The organism is Streptomyces sp. E2N166, from assembly GCF_003671715.1.
GTDB lineage: Bacteria > Actinomycetota > Actinomycetes > Streptomycetales > Streptomycetaceae > Streptomyces > Streptomyces thinghirensis.
Genome location: NZ_RAIF01000006.1, coordinates 93234 through 111278, shown reverse-complemented (window position 1 = coordinate 111278; position 18045 = coordinate 93234). Strand labels below are relative to the sequence as shown.

Annotated in this window: 14 protein-coding genes and 8 pseudogenes; 13 read left to right on the top strand and 9 right to left on the bottom strand. The window is 68.0% G+C overall.

Going from position 1 to position 18045, the window contains the following annotated elements; genetic code table 11:
- Positions 1-61: 61 nt before the first annotated feature.
- Positions 62-1045 (bottom strand): GNAT family N-acetyltransferase, encoded by a 984-nt coding sequence (locus EBH09_RS00710; protein ID WP_121745137.1) that lies wholly within the window; start codon positions 1043-1045, stop codon positions 62-64.
- Positions 1046-1094: 49 nt separating this feature from the next.
- Positions 1095-1370: pseudogene (locus EBH09_RS00705) on the bottom strand (transposase); the annotation flags it as partial.
- Positions 1371-1802: 432 nt separating this feature from the next.
- Between EBH09_RS00705 and EBH09_RS00695 the strand changes: the two are divergent.
- From EBH09_RS00695 to EBH09_RS00670, 6 genes and pseudogenes are all read left to right on the top strand, one after another.
- Positions 1803-2552: an SDR family oxidoreductase gene (locus EBH09_RS00695; protein ID WP_121745136.1), complete on the top strand. Its 750-nt coding sequence runs from the start codon at positions 1803-1805 to the stop codon at positions 2550-2552.
- 90 nt (positions 2553-2642) lie between these two features.
- Positions 2643-2957, top strand: coding sequence for a nuclear transport factor 2 family protein (locus tag EBH09_RS00690; RefSeq protein WP_121745135.1), 315 nt, complete (start codon positions 2643-2645; stop codon positions 2955-2957).
- A 265-nt stretch (positions 2958-3222) separates the two neighbouring features.
- A complete protein-coding gene (locus EBH09_RS00685) occupies positions 3223-4428 on the top strand; it encodes a low temperature requirement protein A (RefSeq protein WP_121745134.1) in 1206 nt (401 codons plus the stop codon).
- Position 4429: 1 nt separating this feature from the next.
- A pseudogene (locus EBH09_RS00680) lies at positions 4430-4606 on the top strand (LysR family transcriptional regulator); the annotation flags it as partial.
- A pseudogene (locus EBH09_RS39910) lies at positions 4597-4737 on the top strand (IS630 family transposase); the annotation flags it as partial. The pseudogenes EBH09_RS00680 and EBH09_RS39910, both read left to right, overlap by 10 nt.
- A gap of 24 nt (positions 4738-4761) precedes the next feature.
- Positions 4762-5199 (top strand): cytidine deaminase, encoded by a 438-nt coding sequence (locus EBH09_RS00670; protein ID WP_121745133.1) that lies wholly within the window; start codon positions 4762-4764, stop codon positions 5197-5199.
- A 64-nt stretch (positions 5200-5263) separates the two neighbouring features.
- Here the strand turns inward: EBH09_RS00670 and EBH09_RS00665 are convergent.
- A pseudogene (locus EBH09_RS00665) lies at positions 5264-6271 on the bottom strand (IS5 family transposase).
- 104 nt (positions 6272-6375) lie between these two features.
- Entirely contained in the window at positions 6376-7410 is a 1035-nt protein-coding gene (locus EBH09_RS00660; RefSeq protein ID WP_153182574.1) for a helix-turn-helix transcriptional regulator, read from the bottom strand.
- Positions 7411-7518: 108 nt separating this feature from the next.
- Between EBH09_RS00660 and EBH09_RS00655 the strand changes: the two genes are divergently transcribed.
- The 6 genes and pseudogenes from EBH09_RS00655 (at position 7519) to EBH09_RS00630 (ending at position 11244) form a co-directional block, all read left to right on the top strand.
- Positions 7519-7911, top strand: coding sequence for a hypothetical protein (locus EBH09_RS00655; RefSeq protein WP_153182573.1), 393 nt, complete (start codon positions 7519-7521; stop codon positions 7909-7911).
- Between the two features lie 53 nt (positions 7912-7964).
- Entirely contained in the window at positions 7965-8738 is a 774-nt protein-coding gene (locus tag EBH09_RS00650; RefSeq protein ID WP_121745131.1) for a glucose 1-dehydrogenase, read from the top strand.
- A gap of 5 nt (positions 8739-8743) precedes the next feature.
- Positions 8744-8830, top strand: a pseudogene (locus EBH09_RS37645) (IS5/IS1182 family transposase); the annotation flags it as partial.
- Positions 8828-9452, top strand: a pseudogene (locus EBH09_RS00645) (IS5 family transposase); the annotation flags it as partial. The pseudogenes EBH09_RS37645 and EBH09_RS00645, both read left to right, overlap by 3 nt.
- Positions 9453-10123: 671 nt before the next feature.
- A pseudogene (locus tag EBH09_RS00635) lies at positions 10124-10255 on the top strand (IS110 family transposase); the annotation flags it as partial.
- Between the two features lie 461 nt (positions 10256-10716).
- Positions 10717-11244: a copper chaperone PCu(A)C gene (locus EBH09_RS00630; RefSeq protein WP_121745129.1), complete on the top strand. Its 528-nt coding sequence runs from the start codon at positions 10717-10719 to the stop codon at positions 11242-11244.
- Between the two features lie 103 nt (positions 11245-11347).
- Here EBH09_RS00630 and EBH09_RS38355 read toward each other — a convergent pair whose 3' ends face one another.
- Positions 11348-12007 carry a hypothetical protein gene (locus tag EBH09_RS38355; protein ID WP_238697113.1) on the bottom strand — a complete coding sequence of 220 codons (660 nt, stop codon included), beginning with the start codon at positions 12005-12007 and terminating at the stop codon, positions 11348-11350.
- Between EBH09_RS38355 and EBH09_RS00620 the strand changes: the two genes are divergently transcribed.
- On the top strand, positions 11987-13213 hold the full coding sequence (locus tag EBH09_RS00620) for a DUF2254 domain-containing protein (protein ID WP_238697112.1): 1227 nt from the start codon (positions 11987-11989) through the stop codon (positions 13211-13213). The genes EBH09_RS38355 and EBH09_RS00620 overlap by 21 nt on opposite strands.
- 173 nt (positions 13214-13386) lie before the next feature.
- Here the strand turns inward: EBH09_RS00620 and EBH09_RS00615 are convergent.
- The 4 genes and pseudogenes from EBH09_RS00615 to EBH09_RS00600 form a co-directional block, all read right to left on the bottom strand.
- Positions 13387-13596: pseudogene (locus EBH09_RS00615) on the bottom strand (helix-turn-helix domain-containing protein); the annotation flags it as partial.
- Between the two features lie 27 nt (positions 13597-13623).
- Positions 13624-14520 carry a DUF1963 domain-containing protein gene (locus tag EBH09_RS00610; protein WP_121745126.1) on the bottom strand — a complete coding sequence of 299 codons (897 nt, stop codon included), beginning with the start codon at positions 14518-14520 and terminating at the stop codon, positions 13624-13626.
- A 120-nt stretch (positions 14521-14640) separates the two neighbouring features.
- Positions 14641-15426 (bottom strand): hypothetical protein, encoded by a 786-nt coding sequence (locus EBH09_RS00605; RefSeq protein WP_121745125.1) that lies wholly within the window; start codon positions 15424-15426, stop codon positions 14641-14643.
- Positions 15427-15802: 376 nt separating this feature from the next.
- On the bottom strand, positions 15803-18045 hold a 2243-nt coding region (locus EBH09_RS00600; RefSeq protein WP_345940916.1), incomplete at its 5' end, for a SpoIIE family protein phosphatase.

Below are 18045 nucleotides of genomic sequence, written 5' to 3'. Positions count from 1 at the left end.
AAGCGACGGCGAGGAATTGTCAAATTCTGTGGACCGACCGGACAGCCCAATGACTGGTCGATCAGGCGAGCGGCTTGCGGTAACGGACGTACTCGTTCTGCCTCCGGAACCCCACGCTCTCGTAAAGATCGTAGGACCGGTGCGGATTTGCCATGCCCGTGGACAGCCTGGCAGTCGTTGCTCCCTGCTCGCGAAGGCTTCGCAGCCCGTCCAGCAGCAGGATCCGGCCGATTCCGAGGCCTCGCTGGTCCGTTCGGACACTCAGCTCTTCGACCTCGCCCACGGTGTGGCCGTGACGGCGGATGGAGCAGAGGGCCACGCCGAGCATGTCCTGCCCCCTCCAGGCAGCCCTCCAGCATGCCGGGTCGGCGGTGTCGACAAAGTTCTGGAAGGACCATCTCTGAGTGAAACCGGTGTCCGCATACGAATCGACGACCGTCCTCCAGGCCGCACGGTAGTGGTTGGTCCCGATCGGCCCCGTCCGTATCCCGGCCGGGAGTTCGCTGGCCGGCTCGGGCAGCTGCTGCAGATCGCCCAGCTCCAGCTCGACCAGGCTGAAGACACGTCGGTAGCTGGCTGCGAGCAGAAGCGCCGTGGCGTCCTGCTCGGAGGCCATGGCGTTCGCGCCGATCGCTGCCGTCCGCGCCGTTCCATGTTCTTCGACGAGCTGGCGGATCCGCTCTTCGGCCCAGCTCAGCATGGCTGAGCCGATGCCCTGGTGGCGATGCTCGGGCAAGAGGTAGCCGCGGTGCAGGTAGAGCCACGTATCGTCCCGCTCCTGCCACCACCGGATCGTCGCGTAGCCGACGACGCTCCCGTCGCGCACCACCAGGACCTGGTTCGTGGACGGCTCGTCCAGCTTGGCAGAGGCCTCGGCGATCTCGGCCGCTGTCGGGAGCCCCTCCACAACCGAACGGGCGTCGACCCGGTCCCGTTCGACACATCCCAGCCGCACCGCGGCCATGGGGCCGTGATCCTCGTCGCCCCGATACGGCCGGAACCCGAAGCCGGCTGGGAGGTCTCGTCCTGGCGTGTCATCCGACATGATCGGATGATCTCGAACTTTGAGGCAGGTCCGCCACCCTGTTCATGATTCATGCTGCGGTCGTTTGCGGCCGTTCCACGAGGTAGCCGTGTTCGAAGTGGGCTCCGGCTCGGACGAGGGCGACGAGGTGGCATGCGTTCACGGCTCGCCCGTCATCGACGATCTTCTTCACCGCCTTGGGGAACTTCGCGCCATACTGCTTGGCGAACGCCTTGACTGCAGCGGCCGCGTGCTCGCGGTCCTCGGCGTTGTAGATGTCCTGAATGGCCTTCTTCCCCACGGACTGGGCCGACTTCGGGATGCTGTCGAGGCAGTTGGGCCGTTTCGTTTGGATCAGTCGGTCGTAGGTCCGGGTGTGTCGTTGACTGATGCCCAGTGGGCGCGGATCGAGCCGCTGCTCCCGCACCGGACGCCGAAGCGGGGTGGCCGCTGGCGTGACCATCGTGAAGTGATCGACGCGATCGCCTACAAGTTCCAGACCGGCACGCAGTGGGTCCACCCGCCGCAGAAGTGCGGCAACTGACGGGGCATCTACAGCCAGCTGCGGATATGGGCCTTCGACGGCACCTGGGCGACGCCGGGAGGAAGGAGGGAGTCAGCCACTCTCCGGCGCCCCGATCCGCTGACTGGGGGGTAACGATGATGCTTGTGGAGCGACCCAGAACTTCTGTTACCCGATGCCCGGAATGTCTGCCTAGGCTCGTCTGTGGAAAGTGATCAAGACGATCGCCGACAAGGACGTGAGGGAGCGCGGAGCATGACTGAGAACTCGCTGCGGGACAAGGTCGCCGTCGTCGGCGGTGGCGAGAAGAACCTGGGTGGGCTGATCAGCGGGACGTTCGCGGAGGCCGGGGCGAAGGTGGTCGTGCACTACCACACCTCCGAGAGTGACGCCGAGCAGACGGTCAAGGCGATCCAGGAGGCCGGGGGGCAGGCCGTCTCCGTCCAGGGAGACCTGACGAAGGTGGCCGACGTACGGCGGCTCTTCGACACGGCCGTGGACACCTACGGCGGCGCCGACATCGCGGTCAACACCACCGGGATGGTGCTGCGCAAGCCCATCCTGGAGACCACCGAGGAAGAGTACGACCGCATGTTCGGCATCAACGCCAAGGCGGCGTACTTCTTCATCCAGGAGGCCGGACGCCGACTGAACGACCACGGCAAGATCATCAGTCTCGGCACGTCGCTGCTGGCCGCCTTCACCGACGGCTACTCCACCTACGCCGGTGGAAAGGCGCCGCTGGAGCACTTCACCCGTGCGGCGGCCAAGGAGTTCGCGGACCGCGGGGTCTCCGTGAACATGGTGGCCCCGGGGCCGATGGACACGCCGTTCTTCTACGGTCAGGAGACTCCGGAGCGGGTGGAGTTCCACAAGTCGCAGGCGATGGGCAACCAGCTCACCCAGATCGAGGACATCGTCCCGATCATCAGGTTCCTGGCCACCGAAGGCTGGTGGTTCACCGGCCAGACGATGTTCCCCAACGGCGGCTACACCACCCGTTGAATGGCCTCCCGACGCGGGTATCCCAGCCGGCCCCCGGGCACGGCCGGGACGCCCGCGTCGGCGCCTCGCGCGAAGCACCAGGAGGTCCTGATGACCGCACATCCGAGTGACCCCGCGGTGGCCGCCTTCGTCGCTGCCGTCAACGCCGGCGACAAGGACGCCTTCTTCGCCACGCTGACCGATGACGCCACCATGTCCGACGACGGCACCGACCGTGACCTCACGGCGTGGGCGGAGCGTGAGATCTTCTCCTCGAACAGCCGCATGGACGTCGAGGACGTCTCCGCCGACGGCCGGACCCTGACGGCCACGTATACCAACGCCACCTGGGGCAGTATGCGCACGCGGTGGGCCTTCACCGTCACGGACGGGCGCATCAGCCGCTTCGAGACCGGCCAAGCCTGACGCGGTCCTCCTGGCCGCCATCCGGGGTACGGGGGCTCCCATGGGAGCCCTCGCCCGGCCGCATGGCTCGCTCACCGGCCCGCCTCGTGGCCGGAGGGCGAGCCATACCGGCGGCACCGGAGGATGCGTACAGCACAACACCGATGCCATCCAGGCTCGCGAGCTGGGCGGACCGGCCCGCTCGGCGCCTGTGCCCGTGGCTTCCCGGCCGGGCAGGAAGGAAGGGGCGATCAGTGACGCCGACCGAGCGCGGAAGGAAGACGTAATGAGCGGCCAGGCTGACGCCACCCCAGACTCGACCGGACCGCTGCGGCGGCTGATGCGCGGGCGGGACCCGAGAGAGGGACACCGGGCGGCGACGCCGCTGGAGCTGTTGTTCGACCTGACCTTCGTGGTCGCCGTCTCCCAGGCAGCGTCCCAGCTTCACCACGCCCTCGCCGAAGACCATGTCGGCTCCGGGCTGGCCGCCTATGCGGCCGTGTTCTTCGCGATCTGGTGGGCTTGGATGAACTTTTCCTGGTTCGCCTCCGCCTACGACACCGACGATGTTCCCTACCGGCTTCTGACGCTGCTGCAGATGGCCGGCGTGCTCGTACTGGCATCAGGTGTGCCCGCCGTGTTCGAGGACGGTGACTTCACCCTCGTCGTGGCCGGCTACGTGGTGATGCGGGTCGCGATGGTCGCTCAGTGGCTGCGCGCCGCCATCGAGCATCCCGAGGGCCGCAGCGGCGCACTGCACTACGCCGCCGGTATCACCGTGGTACAGATCTGCTGGGTCGCCCGCCTGTGGGCACCCGGTGCCTGGGCCTGGACCACCTTCCTGGTCCTGGTCGCAGCCGAGCTGGCCGTACCGGCATGGGCCGAATACCGGGGCCACCCCACCAGCTGGCACCCCGGGCACATCGCCGAGCGCTACAGCCTCTTCACCATCATCGTCCTGGGCGAGGTGATCCTAGGCTCACTCGCCGCCGTCCGCTCCGCTGTGGACGACCACGGCCTGTCCGCCCCCGTTCTCATGATCGCGATCGGAGGGCTGCTGCTCGTCTTCGCCCTGTGGTGGATCTACTTCACCGGAAACGACGCCGGACTGACCACCCTGCGCACCGCCTTGGTCTGGGGGTACGGCCACTACGTGGTCTTCGCCGCGCTGGCCGCGATCGGCGCGGGCCTGGAGGCGGCTCTGGACGCCGCCGAACACCACGGACACCTCTCCACCCGGGGTGCCGGACTGTCGGTCGCCGTCCCCGTGGTGATCGCGCTCCTGATACTGGGAGCACTGCACCGGGCCACCCGTACCGGAGCGATGGGACACGCCCTGCTGGTAGTCGCCGGTGCACTCGTGGTGCTGGCTCTGGGCTTCAGCGCACCCGCCCTGGGAATCGGCGGCGCCGTCCTGGGCATGGGCCTGGCGGTTGCCGCCACGCTGACAGCCAACCTCTTCACCGTCCGCCATCGAGCCGAAGGGCGTTGAGGTGCGACTGGACCTGAACAAACTCGATCACCTGATCGCCGTCGCCGAGGAAGGCAGCCTCACCCGCGCAGCCGCCCGGCTCCATCTGTCCCAGCAGGCCCTGTCCACCTCCATCCGGGTCCTCGAACGCGAAGTCGGGGTTCCGCTGCTGGAGCGGAGCAGCGCGGGCGTCACCGTACCCTCGACGGCACCGACCACGCCAGCCACAAGGAACAGGGCAGCATGATCCGCCGCTACATCATCTGGCGAAACCGCCACGCCGACGACCGGCGCCTACGCGCCGTCGTCGACAAGGCCAACGTCGCCTGACCGTGCAAGAAGAAGGCAGAGAAGATGACCACACAGACCGACCGTGTCGACCACGAACTGATCCGGACAGCGGCACACGTCGCGGCCACACGCTGCCGGGGCGACAACCACACCATGGCGGCTGCGGCCCGCGCCCGAGACGGCCGGATCGTCACCGCGGTGAACGCCTATCACTTCACTGGAGGCCCCTGCGCGGAGCTGGTGCTGATAGGCGCCGCTGCCGCCCAGGGCGCCTACGACCTGGACACCATCGTCGCCGTGGGTGACCGCGACCGAGGCGTCGTGCCCCCATGCGGCCGCTGCCGCCAGGTCCTTCTTGACTACTTCCCAGCCCTCAAGGTCATCGTCGGGACAAACGACGGCCTCCGGATGGTGCCCGTCACCGACTTGCTTCCCGAAAGCTACATCTGGGCGGACCACCAGCTCGACCATGAGGAGAGCGCACCACTCAGCACGAGCTGACACCCCAGGAGGTTACAGGGCAAACGTTGCCTGCTACGGCACTAGGGACCGTAATGAGTTCCGATCAATGGGTGGCTCGGGTGAGGTCCTTGAGCCAGATCATCGAGGCGCGTAGGTGGAGGCCGGCGAGGTAGCTGTCGGGAGACTTGTCGTACCGGGTGGCGATGCCACGCCAGGCCTTCATCTTGTTGATCAGCCGCTCGACGGTGTTCCTCTCCTTGTAGACCTCGGCGTCGAAGTCGACGGACCTACCGCCCTGGGAGCCCTTCTTCTTGCGGTTGGCCAGCTGGTCCTTCTTCTCCGGGATGACCGCACGGATGCGGCGTTTGCGCAGGTGGGCGCGGTTGGCACGGGAGGAATAGGCCTTGTCGCCCGCCCGCCACGGCGTCCGGCCGGGTGCGCGGACGGCCCACGGGCAGACGGACGCGCATCTGGTTCAGGACGGGGATGAACTGAGGGCTGTCGGCGGCCTGTCCGGCGGTCAGGAGCAGCACACCAGCGGGCGGCACCTGCGGTCGCCGGCGAGGTGGATCTTGCTGGTCTGCCCGCCCCGGGAGCGGCCCGTCGAAGCGGCCTTCAGCCGCAGCCGGTGCCGGCGCCGGACGCGGCGCCGCTCCTGCCGTCCGGGGTCGGTGTCGATGTCCTGTCCGGTTCGTCCGTTGTTGCCGCCCCCTTTGGCCTGGCTTATTCTTCGGCCGCGGCCTTCTCCAGCGCGGTGAGGACGTCTGGGCGCAGGTGCATGCCGGCCGCGTCTTGGTGGGCGCGCACGGTGGTGGAGTCGATACTGACCAGGGACAGGTCCACCTCGTCCCGCCGGGCCGCCTCCGCGATCAGCCCCTCCAGCAGGGCCTGGAAGACGCCCGCGTCGCGCCACTGCCTAAAGCGGTTGTGCACGGTGGGCCAGGCACCGAACTCAGCCGGCATCTCCCGCCACTGCCCACCGGTCCTGAACCGCCAGATCACCCCCTCGAACTGCTGCCGCAACCGCTCGGGATACGGACCGAACCGGGCCGATCGGCAGATAGGACTCGACGAACTCCCATTCAGCGTCGCTCAGTTGCACCTGCGTCATGACACCAGGTCCACCGGCTCACGCCGTGCCGCGAGGTCGAATCCCGCAGATTGATCACAACTGGATACGGTCCCTAACGAAAAACTCAGTAATCACTCGTCCGGTCACAGGCCCAGGACCGTCGCCACCAGTTCGCTGCGGCTGCGGACACCGGTTTTCGCGAACACACCTTTCAGATGGTCCTGCACGGTCGCCGCGGTGATGTGCAGTTCCACGGCGATGGTCCGCGACGGCAGACCGGCGACGACTCGCGCCAGCACGTCCCGCTCGCGCGGTGTAAGCCCGTACGCGAGCAGCAGTATCTCGGCCACGTCGGCGGCCGGCGCCGGATGTACCGTCACGGCGATGGCCGCCGGGTGCGGGCCACCACTCAGCGGCGAGGCCTGGACGGAGAGCCACCGGCCCGAGCGGCCGCGGATGCGTCCGTACGCCGGCAGCTCAGCGCCTCTTCCCCGTGCGGCCACCTCCAGGATCGCGGACGGCAGTTCCGCCTGCGACGGGCCCAGCTCGTCCCGCCAGAGTTTCGCGGCCAGGTTCTCCGAAAACAGCCGCAAGTCCTGGTCGAGCAGGAGCACTCCGGCCTCGGACGGGCCCGCAGCGGTGTCGTCGGGTGCCCGGTGGGCGGCCCGGCGCAGGGCCGCACCGACCGAGGCGGACAACCGCCGCAGGACGCCGACGTCGGCCGGGGTGAAGTCAGGCCGCCGGCCGCCGCGGAAGAGGGCGACGACGCCCCAGCAGCGGCCGTCCACCACGAAGCCCGCCCGCAGCTCATGCCGTGCGTCGATCATCGGCAGCACGGTCCGGTAGCGGTGGCTGGATTCCGGATCACCGCCGGTGGCCGCACCGAGCGTGCCCGCCGACACCTCGGAGCGGGCCAGCGCCGCGAACTTCAGGACGTCGTCCACCAGGTACTCGTTGTGCGCGGCGGCCGCGGCCGCCTCCGGTACGAGCCCGGCGCTGACTTGGTCGGCGGTCAGCAGCGTCATCGGGTCGATCGTGCTGAAGCAGTAGGAGTCGGCCGGGATGAGGCGTGTCAGCCGGTCGGCGATCCGGCGGCGCAGTATTCGGGAGTCGAGGTCGAGACGGCAGATCGCCTCGATGTCGCGCACGGTCTCGCGCCGGACCATCGGGGAACTCACCCTTGCCACGGTATCCCAGAAATGTGGGAGGGCCGCCCGACCTCCAGGCGCCTACCGTGGGTCCGAGAAACCCCAGGTCACCGGAGGTACACCGACATGTCCCCGTCCATGCTCAACGTCGGACTGGATCCAGCGCTGGTGGACGACGCGCCCTCGTCACGGGCGGCGTTCCCTGAAATCGACGCCGAGGCGGTCCGGGCCGGAATGGCCGCGGGCCGGGCTCGGCTCGAGGAGCTCGGCCTCAGTGTCGATGTCTGCCTGCTCGACTACGGCCGCACGGCCGAGGCGGTCTTTCGCGCCGCGTTGACCGCCAAGGACTACGACATCGTGCTGATCGGCGCCGGCGTCCGGCTGGACCCGGAGCTGACCCCGCTGTTGGAGGTGCTGGTCAACACCACCCACGAGCTGGCACCCGGCGCGAAGCTCTGCTTCAACGTCAGCCCGACGACGGCTGTCGAAGCCGTCCAGCGGTGGTGGCCCGAACACAAGCCGCTGGTCTAGGCGCTCCATAGCACTCAAGAGACGATTCGACGAACGGGAGGCGGTCTTCCGCCATGTCTGCAAGAGCACTCGAGGACAAGGTCGCACTGGTCACCGGCGGCAGCCGGGGCATCGGCCGGGCGATCGCGGAGCGGCTCGCCCAGGACGGCGCCGCCGTCGGCGTCACCTACGCCCGCGACGAGACGGCGGCGAGCGAGACCGTCGAAAACATCCGCAAGAACGGAGGACGGGCTTTCGCACTCCAGGCGGGGCTGGGCGAACGCGGCGACGCGGCCCGCCTCTGGGCCGCCTTCGACGCCGCGGGCACGGAGCACGTGCCCGACGGGAAGCTCGACATCATCGTCAACAACGTCGGCATCGGGGATTTCGCATCCCTGGAGTCGTTGACCGAGGACGCCTTCGACAAGGTCTTCGCCGTGAACGTGCGTGCACCGTTCTTCGTCACGCAGCAGGGACTGCCGCGCCTGCGCGACGGGGGCCGGGTCATCAACATCTCCAGCTCCGTGGCCCGCCTGGCCACGCCGGGAATGATCGCCTACGGCGCCACCAAGGGAGCCCTGGACAACTTCAGTCTCGCCCTCGCCAAGGAGCTGGGCCCCCGGGGCATCACGGTCAACTCGGTGGCCCCCGGAACCGTCCTCACCGATGCCAGCGCGGCCACCCTGCTGGGCGATCCGCATGCCGAGGCGCAAGCGGCGTCTCTTGCCGCCCTCGGCCGGATCGGGCGGCCGGAAGACATGGCCGACATCGTGGCCTTCCTCGCCTCCGACGACGCACGCTGGGTAACCGGCCAGGTCATCGACGCAACGGGAGGCATGGCCCTCTGACGTGCAAGGAGAGGAACACCGTCGAGCGACTGATCAACAAGATGAAGGCCTGGCGTGGCATCGCCACCCGGTACGACAAGTCTCCCGACACGGCCTGGCGCCGGCTTCGGGACTGGACCGAGACTGGTGTCTGGCCCCGCCTGCACGCCACCCTCCTGAGCGAGTTGCGCCATGCCGACGTCTTGGACCTCGACGACTGCGCCGTGGACGGCTCGCACATCCGGGCCCTCAAAGGGGGGACCATGTCGGCCCCTCGCCGGTCGACCGTGCCCGCCCCGGCTCCAAGCATCATCTGATCGTCGACCGTAACGGCATTCCGCTCGCAGTCACACTCACCGGCGGTAACCGGCACGACGTCACCCAACTCCTGCCACTGTTGGATACGGTTCCGCCGATACGGGGCGTGCGGGGGCGCCCCCGCCGCAGGCCCCGGCGGTTGTCTGCCGACCGCGGTTACGACTTCGACAAGTACCGTCGTCTGCTGTGGAAGCGAGGCATCAAACCCATGATTGCCGTCGCGGCACTGACCACGGCTCCGGGCTGGGCAAAGTGCGCTGGGTGGTTGAACGGACCTACGCCTGGCTGCACCAGTTCAAGCGACTCCGCACCCGCTACGAACGACGCGGCGATCTCCACCAGGGCCTGCTTGAACTGGCCTGCAGCGTCATCTGTCTGCGACGACTTCAGCGAACTCAGGCAGCGGTGGATCAGTAGCGGAGGCGAGCCTCCAGCCCGTCGATGCGCAGCGAGCAGTTCTTGAAGACCTCCAGCAGAACCTGCTCGTCACCCGACACCAAGGTCAAGTCCAGATCCCGCAAAGGCTTCACGACTGCAAGAGTTCGAGTCCCGTCTGGGTCAGGGCCGCTGAGAGATGCCCAAGCCTCGAAGAGGCCCCTGACACTCTCCCACCCTGGTCCCGGGCTGAAGTGGGCGAGGAAGGACGGCTGGTCGATCCCGGACTCATGGAGTTCACCGACCAGGACTTCGCCCCGTAAGAGTCGCCACTGCCTCACTGGAGGTTGCCCCCGGTTCCGATCGGCGCCATTGAGATCGAATCCTCGCAAGGTTCATCCGGCTAGCCAAGCACTTCATTCTGAAACGATCAGTTATTCGACCCTTCCTTGGTCGAGGTGAAGGGGTACTCGTCGCGCTGCAGGAATGTCCCGCTGGAGTCGCCCCAGACGTTGCTGCAGGTGGCGATGGACTTGTTGCGGTGCGGCAGCGACACCGGATTCATCCGCGAACCGGCGGGCACGCTGAACTCCATGACGACTGGGGGAAGTCCTACTACTACCTCACCGACGCCACCGGCAACGTCCTCGGCCTCGTCGACGACGCGGGCAAGCGTACGCGTACGGCCTCACCGGCCTGACGCGAACGACACCGACGTCGGCAAGCAGACGCATCACGGCCACGGCCTGATCCCGGCCGGGAAGAATGTGTTCGACAAGCAGCTGCCGAACAGCGAGCCGAAGCTGCGGGCTGTCTTCGACAAGCTCACGGCCAAGTTCGGCACCCCCCACGCGCACTCTTGCGCGTCGGTCAACGGCACACCTAGACCAACGATCGGCTGATCCAAACGAAACCGCCTGCTCCCGCCCCGACTGGGCCAGCTCATCAAGGAACAGATCGCCCTGCCGCGCACCACCACCCGAATGAGCCGGGCCCTGGACGAATCCCTCCCCCTATCTACTGCCTGGCAAGTTGCCCCACCGCACCCGCAATCCCCATGGGGTGCATGGGCGAAGTACGCCAACGACAGCTTGGCGCACTACCTCGCCGCCCGCTCATGACGGTACTGGCGCCTCGCGCACGACGTCCGACAGCGCTTCGAGGGGGACATGGTTGATCGACACAGATAGGTGAGGACAGCGTGACCGCATGGGGGCCGCCTTCCCCCCGATCAGCTCTGCACCGTTTGCCCGGGCCCCCTGGGGTACGCAAGGTTGAAACGCTGGGTCGGTGAGAAGGAGCGATCATGTCAGTTCTCTTCGCGGCGCGTGGCCGGTGCGCCCTTGTTGCGACCGCGCTTGCCGTCGCGCTGACCGCGAGCGGATGCGGCGGAGATGACGACTTTTCGCTCCCGGACTGGGAGGCGCCGGGCCAGAACGGCCGTGTCGGCGACATCATGATCCGCTACGCCCACGTGGCTGAGCCGCAAGGCGAACCGTGGCAGCCGGGAGACGACGTCCCCGCGTATGTCTGGCTTTACAACAAGGGTGGTGAGGACGACAAGCTGGTGGGTGCCAGCACGCCGAACGCGGTCTCGGTGGATATCGTCGGCCCAGACGGAAAACCGCAGCCCGGCGGGGTGGAACTGCCGGCGAACAAGCTCGTAGAACTGGAGTCGGGCGAGACCCACCTGGTGCTGCGCGATGTGCGTCGGCAGATCAGAGGGGGCGACTTCATGCAGTTCACCATGCGCTTCGAAGACGCCGGAACAGCCACCTTCAACATCCAGTCGCAGGTTCCCGTCTACGACGGGAGTTCATCCCCGACCCGATAAGCCGCGCACGCCTACGGGGAGCCGTCTGCCAGGCGGCCGCCGCACCTGACCGTCGAGGTCTCGGCCAGCCCGGTCACGGCAGAACGTGCTGCACTCCCGGCCCTCACGAGTCCTTCCCTCGCCCCGCGGTCCTCTTGGTCCCGCCCGCACCGTCAGCAGCGCCCGCCAGGGCGGTGCGGGAAGACCCGGCGAACAGCGCGCCGGCCAGAAGAGAGCCCGCGACGCCCACGGCCAGATCGGCGACGGTGTCGCCGTATCCGACCTGCATCGTTCCCGGCGAGACCTGCTCAGCGACCCACTCATAGAGCTCCCACAGCGTGGCAGCACTGGTCCCGGCCATGCCGACCAGAAGGGTCAGCGTCCAACGCGGCATCTTGGCGGCAGCCTGCCTCAGCTCTCGTCCCGCGCCCCTGAGCAGGGCGAACAAGGCGACTACGGAGCCGGCTCCGGTGAGCAGGAAATGCACCACCGTGTCCAACTCCGGGACCCGGTGGTACCACCGACCGACATCGCACCAGAAAGCGAGCGTCACGACGACGGAGAACACCGCCTCATAGGGTGCCGGTACCCGCAGCCTCGTCACGGCGGCAAGGAGTACGACGCCGGAAAGGAAGCGGAGAGCGGAGAACTCTTCCCCTCGGGCTCCCACCACGACGGCACTGCAGGCCAGCATCGCGACGGCCAGCCACGTCACGTTCCGAGCCACCAAATTGCCGTCGTCGCGGGCGTGGGCCTGCCGCGGTTGGATGAACGGTTCCAGCACGACATCCCGACGTGGCTGCGGGACTACCTGTTCGGCGGCAATGCAGACGCGGCACGCTCGGTGCTGGAGGCGATCGCCGGCTCCCTGGTCATGCAATTGGCCAGCAGCCAGTTCTCCCCGCGCCTGCTGCGGACCTTCACCGCGGACCGCTACGTCCAGACGACTCTGGCACTCTTCCTCGCCACGTTCACCTACGCCCTGACCGTGCTGCGCACCGTACGCACCGGCGAGGACGAGCGGAGCGGCTTTGTCCCTCAGATGTCGGTCACGGTGGCCTTGCTTCTCACGCTGGCCAGCGTCCTCGGCCTCGTGCTCTTCCTGTCACACCTGGCACGCGAGATCCGCGTCGAGACGATGATGAGCAGCGTCCACTCCGCCGCCGACCGCACCATCCAGCGGCTCCTGCCCCACATGGAGGACGCGCCACACAGGGACCTCGCTGCCCAAGCCCACCCGGACGCCCCTCACAGACCGCCCAATGATGCCTTGACTCTGACGGCCTGCACCTCCGGCTTCCTGACCTCCGTGGACGAGGAAGCCCTACTCAATGCTGCCGTAGCAGCCGACGCCATCCTGCTCATCGACCGCCACCCCGGAAGCTCTCTGATCACCGGCACACCCATGGGCGCCGCCTGGCCACGCACCCGTGAGCGATTCACCCCCGAGACACGGGCACGCCTGACCGAAGCAGCCGCCAAAGCTGTGACCACCGGCCCCGAACGCACCGACCACCAGGACATCGCATTCAGCCTGCGGCAGCTCACCGACATCGCCGCCAAAGCACTCTCCCCAGGCGTCAACGACCCCACGACCGCTGTCCACGCCCTCTCCCACTCCTCCGCACTGCTGTGCGAACTGACACAACGCCACCTTGGCCCCCGTCTGCTCCTCGACAACGACCAGCAGGTCAGAGTCGTGCTACAACGGCCGAACCTGGAAGAACTGCTCGACCTGGCAGTGACCCAGCCAATGCGCTACGGCGCCGCCGAACCCGCCGTCCTCGCCCGCATCGCCATGCTGCTGCGCGAACTCGCCTGGACCAGCCCACCCGCCCACCAGCCTCCCGTTCACTCCGCACTCACCCGGCTGCGCGCCACCATCGACGCCCAGGACTTCCACCCCACCGAACGTCTCCGGCTGACCGAACTGACCCGTCTCATCGGACAGGAGCTGGCCAGGCAACAGGCACATGGCCCCACCCTCTGACCAGCGAGCCGGGCACCGTCGCCACCCGCCATCCAGCAGACGCCCGCCGCCTCCCGCGAAACGCGTCCGGGTGACACGTCGGTGTGGCCCCCGGCAGCCGTAAGTCACCCTTCGGCCTTCGGCCTTCGGCCCTCGACCCTCGGCGCCGAAGCCGTTGAGCCCCGACAACCCGTTCACATCTGGGCGGAATCCGACCGTCCCCTCGGAGCGAACGCCGCGCGATAGGAGGTCGGTGTCGTGCCGAGGGAGCGCCGGAAGTGCAACCGCAGGTTGGAGGGGCTGCCCAGACCACATCGGTCGGCAATGTGGTCGACGGCGAGTCCAGTGGTTTCCAGGAGTTCCCGGGCACGGTCGAGCCGGGCGGTGAGCAGCCACCGCAGGGGCCAGCGGTACAGGTGCGTCGAACCAGGTCACGGGGCCTCGAAATTGGTCACGGCCAGCGCCTTGTCCACCCGTACGGCGGCCAAGTCGTCGTGGCGGATCACAAAACTCGTGTAGTACTCCTCGTAGACCGGGGCTTCACTGGCGAGCGAGATCCATTCGCTCGCCAGCCGGTGCTTTTCCTTCTCCAGGTGGGAATACCATTTCGAGATCGGGATGGCTGGGATCTTGCCTGCCTTCTCGCGTCCCGCGAGGGTCTGCTCCGCAAGGCTGTCGATCACCTCGTCATCGGGATACCCGCCGATGACGAAGTAGGCGCCAGACGACCAGAGGCCGTGGGCCAGAGCACGGAGTTCCTCCAGGTGCGGCAGTTCACGCTCCATGTACCGGGCCAACTGCTGCTGGAAGGACGACATGTCGTCCCACTCGAGATCCTCCCAGAACTCGTGCCAGTCCTCGTCGCCCTCCTCGAGCCAAAGGGGCAGATCGGTTCCGAGTTCGGCGCAGACGTCGATGCGCTCGCTGACACACGCGGAGTCGGGGGGTTCCGCGACCGCGGTTTCGGTGCCTTCCGGTACATACACGACTCGCGCATACTGCCCCGGAGCAGCTCGAGATTCGCCGAAGTCCATCTCTCGGTCAACGAAGAAGAGCAGCGTCCCGTCCGTCGGCAGGTCGAAGCCGTCGACCCTCGGCAGCGCCCCACAATCGACGGAGAGGAGCAACGGCAACGGAATGTCCCCGGCGGACGGCCACTTCATGCCCACCGGCAGCCGGGGCAACCCACCGATGTGCCCGACCGGAGAACCATCGCTACCCCCGGACAACCCGATCGCCAAACGAAGGTGCTGGCTGAATCTGCTGATCTCGTCGTCCGGTATGCCCAACTCAAGCGCTGCCCGACGAAACTCACCCTGGTGATCCATGCCCGAGAAGATAGGTCCTTTCCCACCGGTCTCTGTCATCGGGGTGTTGGTGGGCCTGGGCTGTACGTGGTGGATGCGAGCGGCCGGTCACCTTGGATTGGCCCATCCCAGCGGGTCCGCCTACAGGAAGTCGCTCAGGTCCAGGGCGAGGTTGCACCTGCTCTTTCCGGGAGCGTGATCAGTCCTGACTGTGAAGTGGCACTCGTCGCCGGGGAACGGATGGTGCAGCCCCCACGTCCGTTGGACACGGGATCCCACGCGCTTGGCTGAGACCGTCAGACTTCGTTCCAAGAACATCGGGTTCGGGCACCGTTCAATCCAGGTCGCCAGGACCACGGCACCGCGCGCATCCAGCCGTGCCACGAGACCAGGTGCCAGCAGGGCACCCACCAGCCCGGCCGCCCCCGACGCGCTGAGTACCAGCCCGATGGTGGTGCCACCGTCGGCGGCGAGCACGAACACGGCCGTGTACGACAGCAGCGTCACGATGACCGAGGCCGCCGACGCCCACACCAGGACCATCCGCAGCAGCGCAGAGCGTGTCACGGTCCGGAAGCCGGTCCCCGCCGTTGCTTTCCGGCGTTCCGGCACGGGCGGGTCGCGCGGGGCGCGCAGGGACCGGATACCGAGCGCGGTCGCGGCGTACGACAGGGCGTCGGCCAGGAAGGGCAGCGGCCGGGCCGCCTCGAACAGGGCTCCGCCGAGGATCAGCAGCGGCAGGACGATGCCGGGGGCCTGCGTGCCGAGGCCGTCAACGGCATTGGTCCACCACAGGATTCGCAGGTCACGGTGGACCTTGCGGGACACCCGCACCGGCGATGCCGGTGCCGACGGCTGGTTCACGACGTTCACCCCCGCCGGCAGCCGACGCGGAGCCGCCGGACCGGAGAAGAGCCGATTCGACATGAAGAAGAAGTGTGCTGTTCGTGAAAGTGAGCCGGAGCCTAGTCATGGGTGCATCACAGCGACAAGGGTGCGGTCGGCGAGGCGTACGGCCCGGATCGGGGGAGGCTGACCAAGAACGGTCTGGCCGCCGGTGCCTGCGCCGTGCTGCTGCGTCATGACGCCGCCGCGTACCGCGGCCGGAACTCCGGTGGGCGGGGCAAATCACTTCCGCACACGCCGACGGCCCGAGCCGTGGCCCGGTCATTGGCCGATACTGCGATCGGATCAGCCGTGGCGTCGGGTCGTGCCGCCCCTGCCGGAGGAGGCCGGGGGCCGCAACCGCGACCGCGTGGCGCAACCCCACCTCCTCGGTGACCCCGCATCGCTGCCGCTCGTCTCACGCCCGAGAACGAGTCCCCGGGGCCGCCGGACCGTCTTGCCCCGACGTCGTGGGAAAGGGCTGCTCGGTCCAGATGGTTTTGCCGAAGCGGCTGTAGCGGGTCCCCCACCTCTGTACCAGCTGCGCGACGATGAACAGGCCGCGCCCGCCCTCGTCCTCCTCGCCGCTGTGGCGCAGGTGCGGTGACGTGTGACCCGTGTCGGCTACCTCGCACAAGAGAGTGCGGTCACGGATGAGGCGTACCTGGATCGGCCCCTCGGCGTATCTGACGGCATTGGTCACCAGCTCGCTGACGACGAGCTCGGTGGTGAAGGACAGTTCTCCGAGACCCCAGTCGCGCAGCTGCCGGGTCGTCAGGTCCCGGACACGGCCGGCGGTGACGGGTTCGGCGGGCAAGTCCCATTCGACGACCTGCGACGTGTCGAGTTCGCGGGTACGGACGAGCAGCAGCGCGGTGTCGTCCGTCGTCGTACCGCCCGGCAGGAGTTCCCTCACGGTACGGTCGCACAGTTCTTCGAGGGAGGCGTGCCGGTCGCTGAGTACCTGTCTCAGGGTGTCGAGTCCATGATCGATGTCACGGTCGCGAGCCTCGACCAGACCGTCGGTGAAGAGGGCCAGCAGGCTGCCCACAGGCAGCTCGATCTCCATGGACTCGAACGGCAGGCCGCTGAGTCCCAGGGGCGGGCCGGCCGGCAGGTCAGCGAAGGACACCCGGCCGTCCGGATCGACGATCGCCGGTGGCAGGTGCCCGGCCCTGGCCATGACGCATCGCCGCGACACCGGGTCGTAGACCGCGTAGAGACAGGTCGCTCCCGTGGTCACATCGGCGTGGGTGCCGTCCGGCGTGCCCATCTCGCCCCACTGTTCCTCCGCCGACTGCGCCACCAGATCGTCCAGCCGCGAGAGAAGTTCGACGGGGTCCATGTCCATCTGGGCGAACGCGCGGACGGTCGTACGCAGTCGCCCCATGGTGGCGGCTGCCTGCAGACCGTGGCCGACCACGTCGCCGACCACGAGTCCGACCCGGGTCCCGGACAGGGGGATGACGTCGAACCAGTCGCCACCGACCCCCGTCACGTCGTCCGTGGGAAGGTAGCGGTAGGCAAGGTCGACCGCTGACCCCTCGGGCAGCTGCTGCGGCAGCAGCTGGCGCTGCAGGGCCAGGGCGGCGGTGCGCTCACGCGTGAACCGGCGGGCGTTGTCGATGGACACAGCCGCACGGGCCACCAGTTCGTCGGCCAGTGCCACTTCGCCGCTGTCGAAGTTGGCGGAAGCGGCACCGCGGACGAAGGTGACGAGTCCCAGCATGCCGCTCCCCACCCGGAGCGGCACGACCAGGGTGGTGTCGTCGAGCACGAGTCCGCCCGAGGAGAGGCTGCGGTCCTGCGGAGAACCGGACGGGTATTCAACGGGCGGGTGGTCTGCGACGGATGAGGGCGAAGCCCGCTGTCCCGGTTCCTCGGCGCCGGTCTCCTCACTCGAGCGGGCGACTCGGACCAGAGGCATGGCCGCCGAACCGCTGGCGGCCGGCAACTCGCCTTCCAGTACCATCCGCGCAAGGTCGACCGTGACGGTGGTGGCGAACGCCGGCACCCCCATCTCGGTGATCTTCTCGGCCGTGACCATCACATCGAGGGTGGTTCCGATCCTGCGGCCGGCCTCGACGAGCAGGGCCAGCCGCCGCTGCGCCCTGTGACGGTCGGAGATGTCGAACGCGTCCTCGCACACTCCGAAGACGTGGCCGTCGGCGTCCTGGAGCCGGTAGTAGGCGCAGGACCAGAGGTGATCCGTCTCCGGATCGCTGGGTGGCCGACCCAGGAAATGCAGGTCCAGAAAGGGTTCCCCGGTATCCAGCACGTGGCGCATGACGCCGTCGAGCGTGGGCGGATGCCCCTTGGTCACAAATCTTCCCTCGCTGTACATCTGGTCGGGGTGAAGGCCGCGGAACTCGGCGAACGGCTGTCCGATCTCTCGTTCATAGGCCGTGTTGCACCAGGTCAGGCGCAGATCAGTGTCGTAGATGGCCAGGCCGACAGGTGACTGGGTCGCCAGCCCGTTCAACAATGCCAGCCGGGAGTCCCACAGCCGAAGATGCTGCAGTTCCGTCGCGACGATGACGTGCCCCGCCGTGCCGGCGCCCGGTAGGGGACACACCGCCGTGGCGACGACCACCTCGAAGCCGTCCCGGTGCCGCGCGGCACGGATCTCGTTTCCTCGGACGGGGTGGGCGTGTGGGGAAG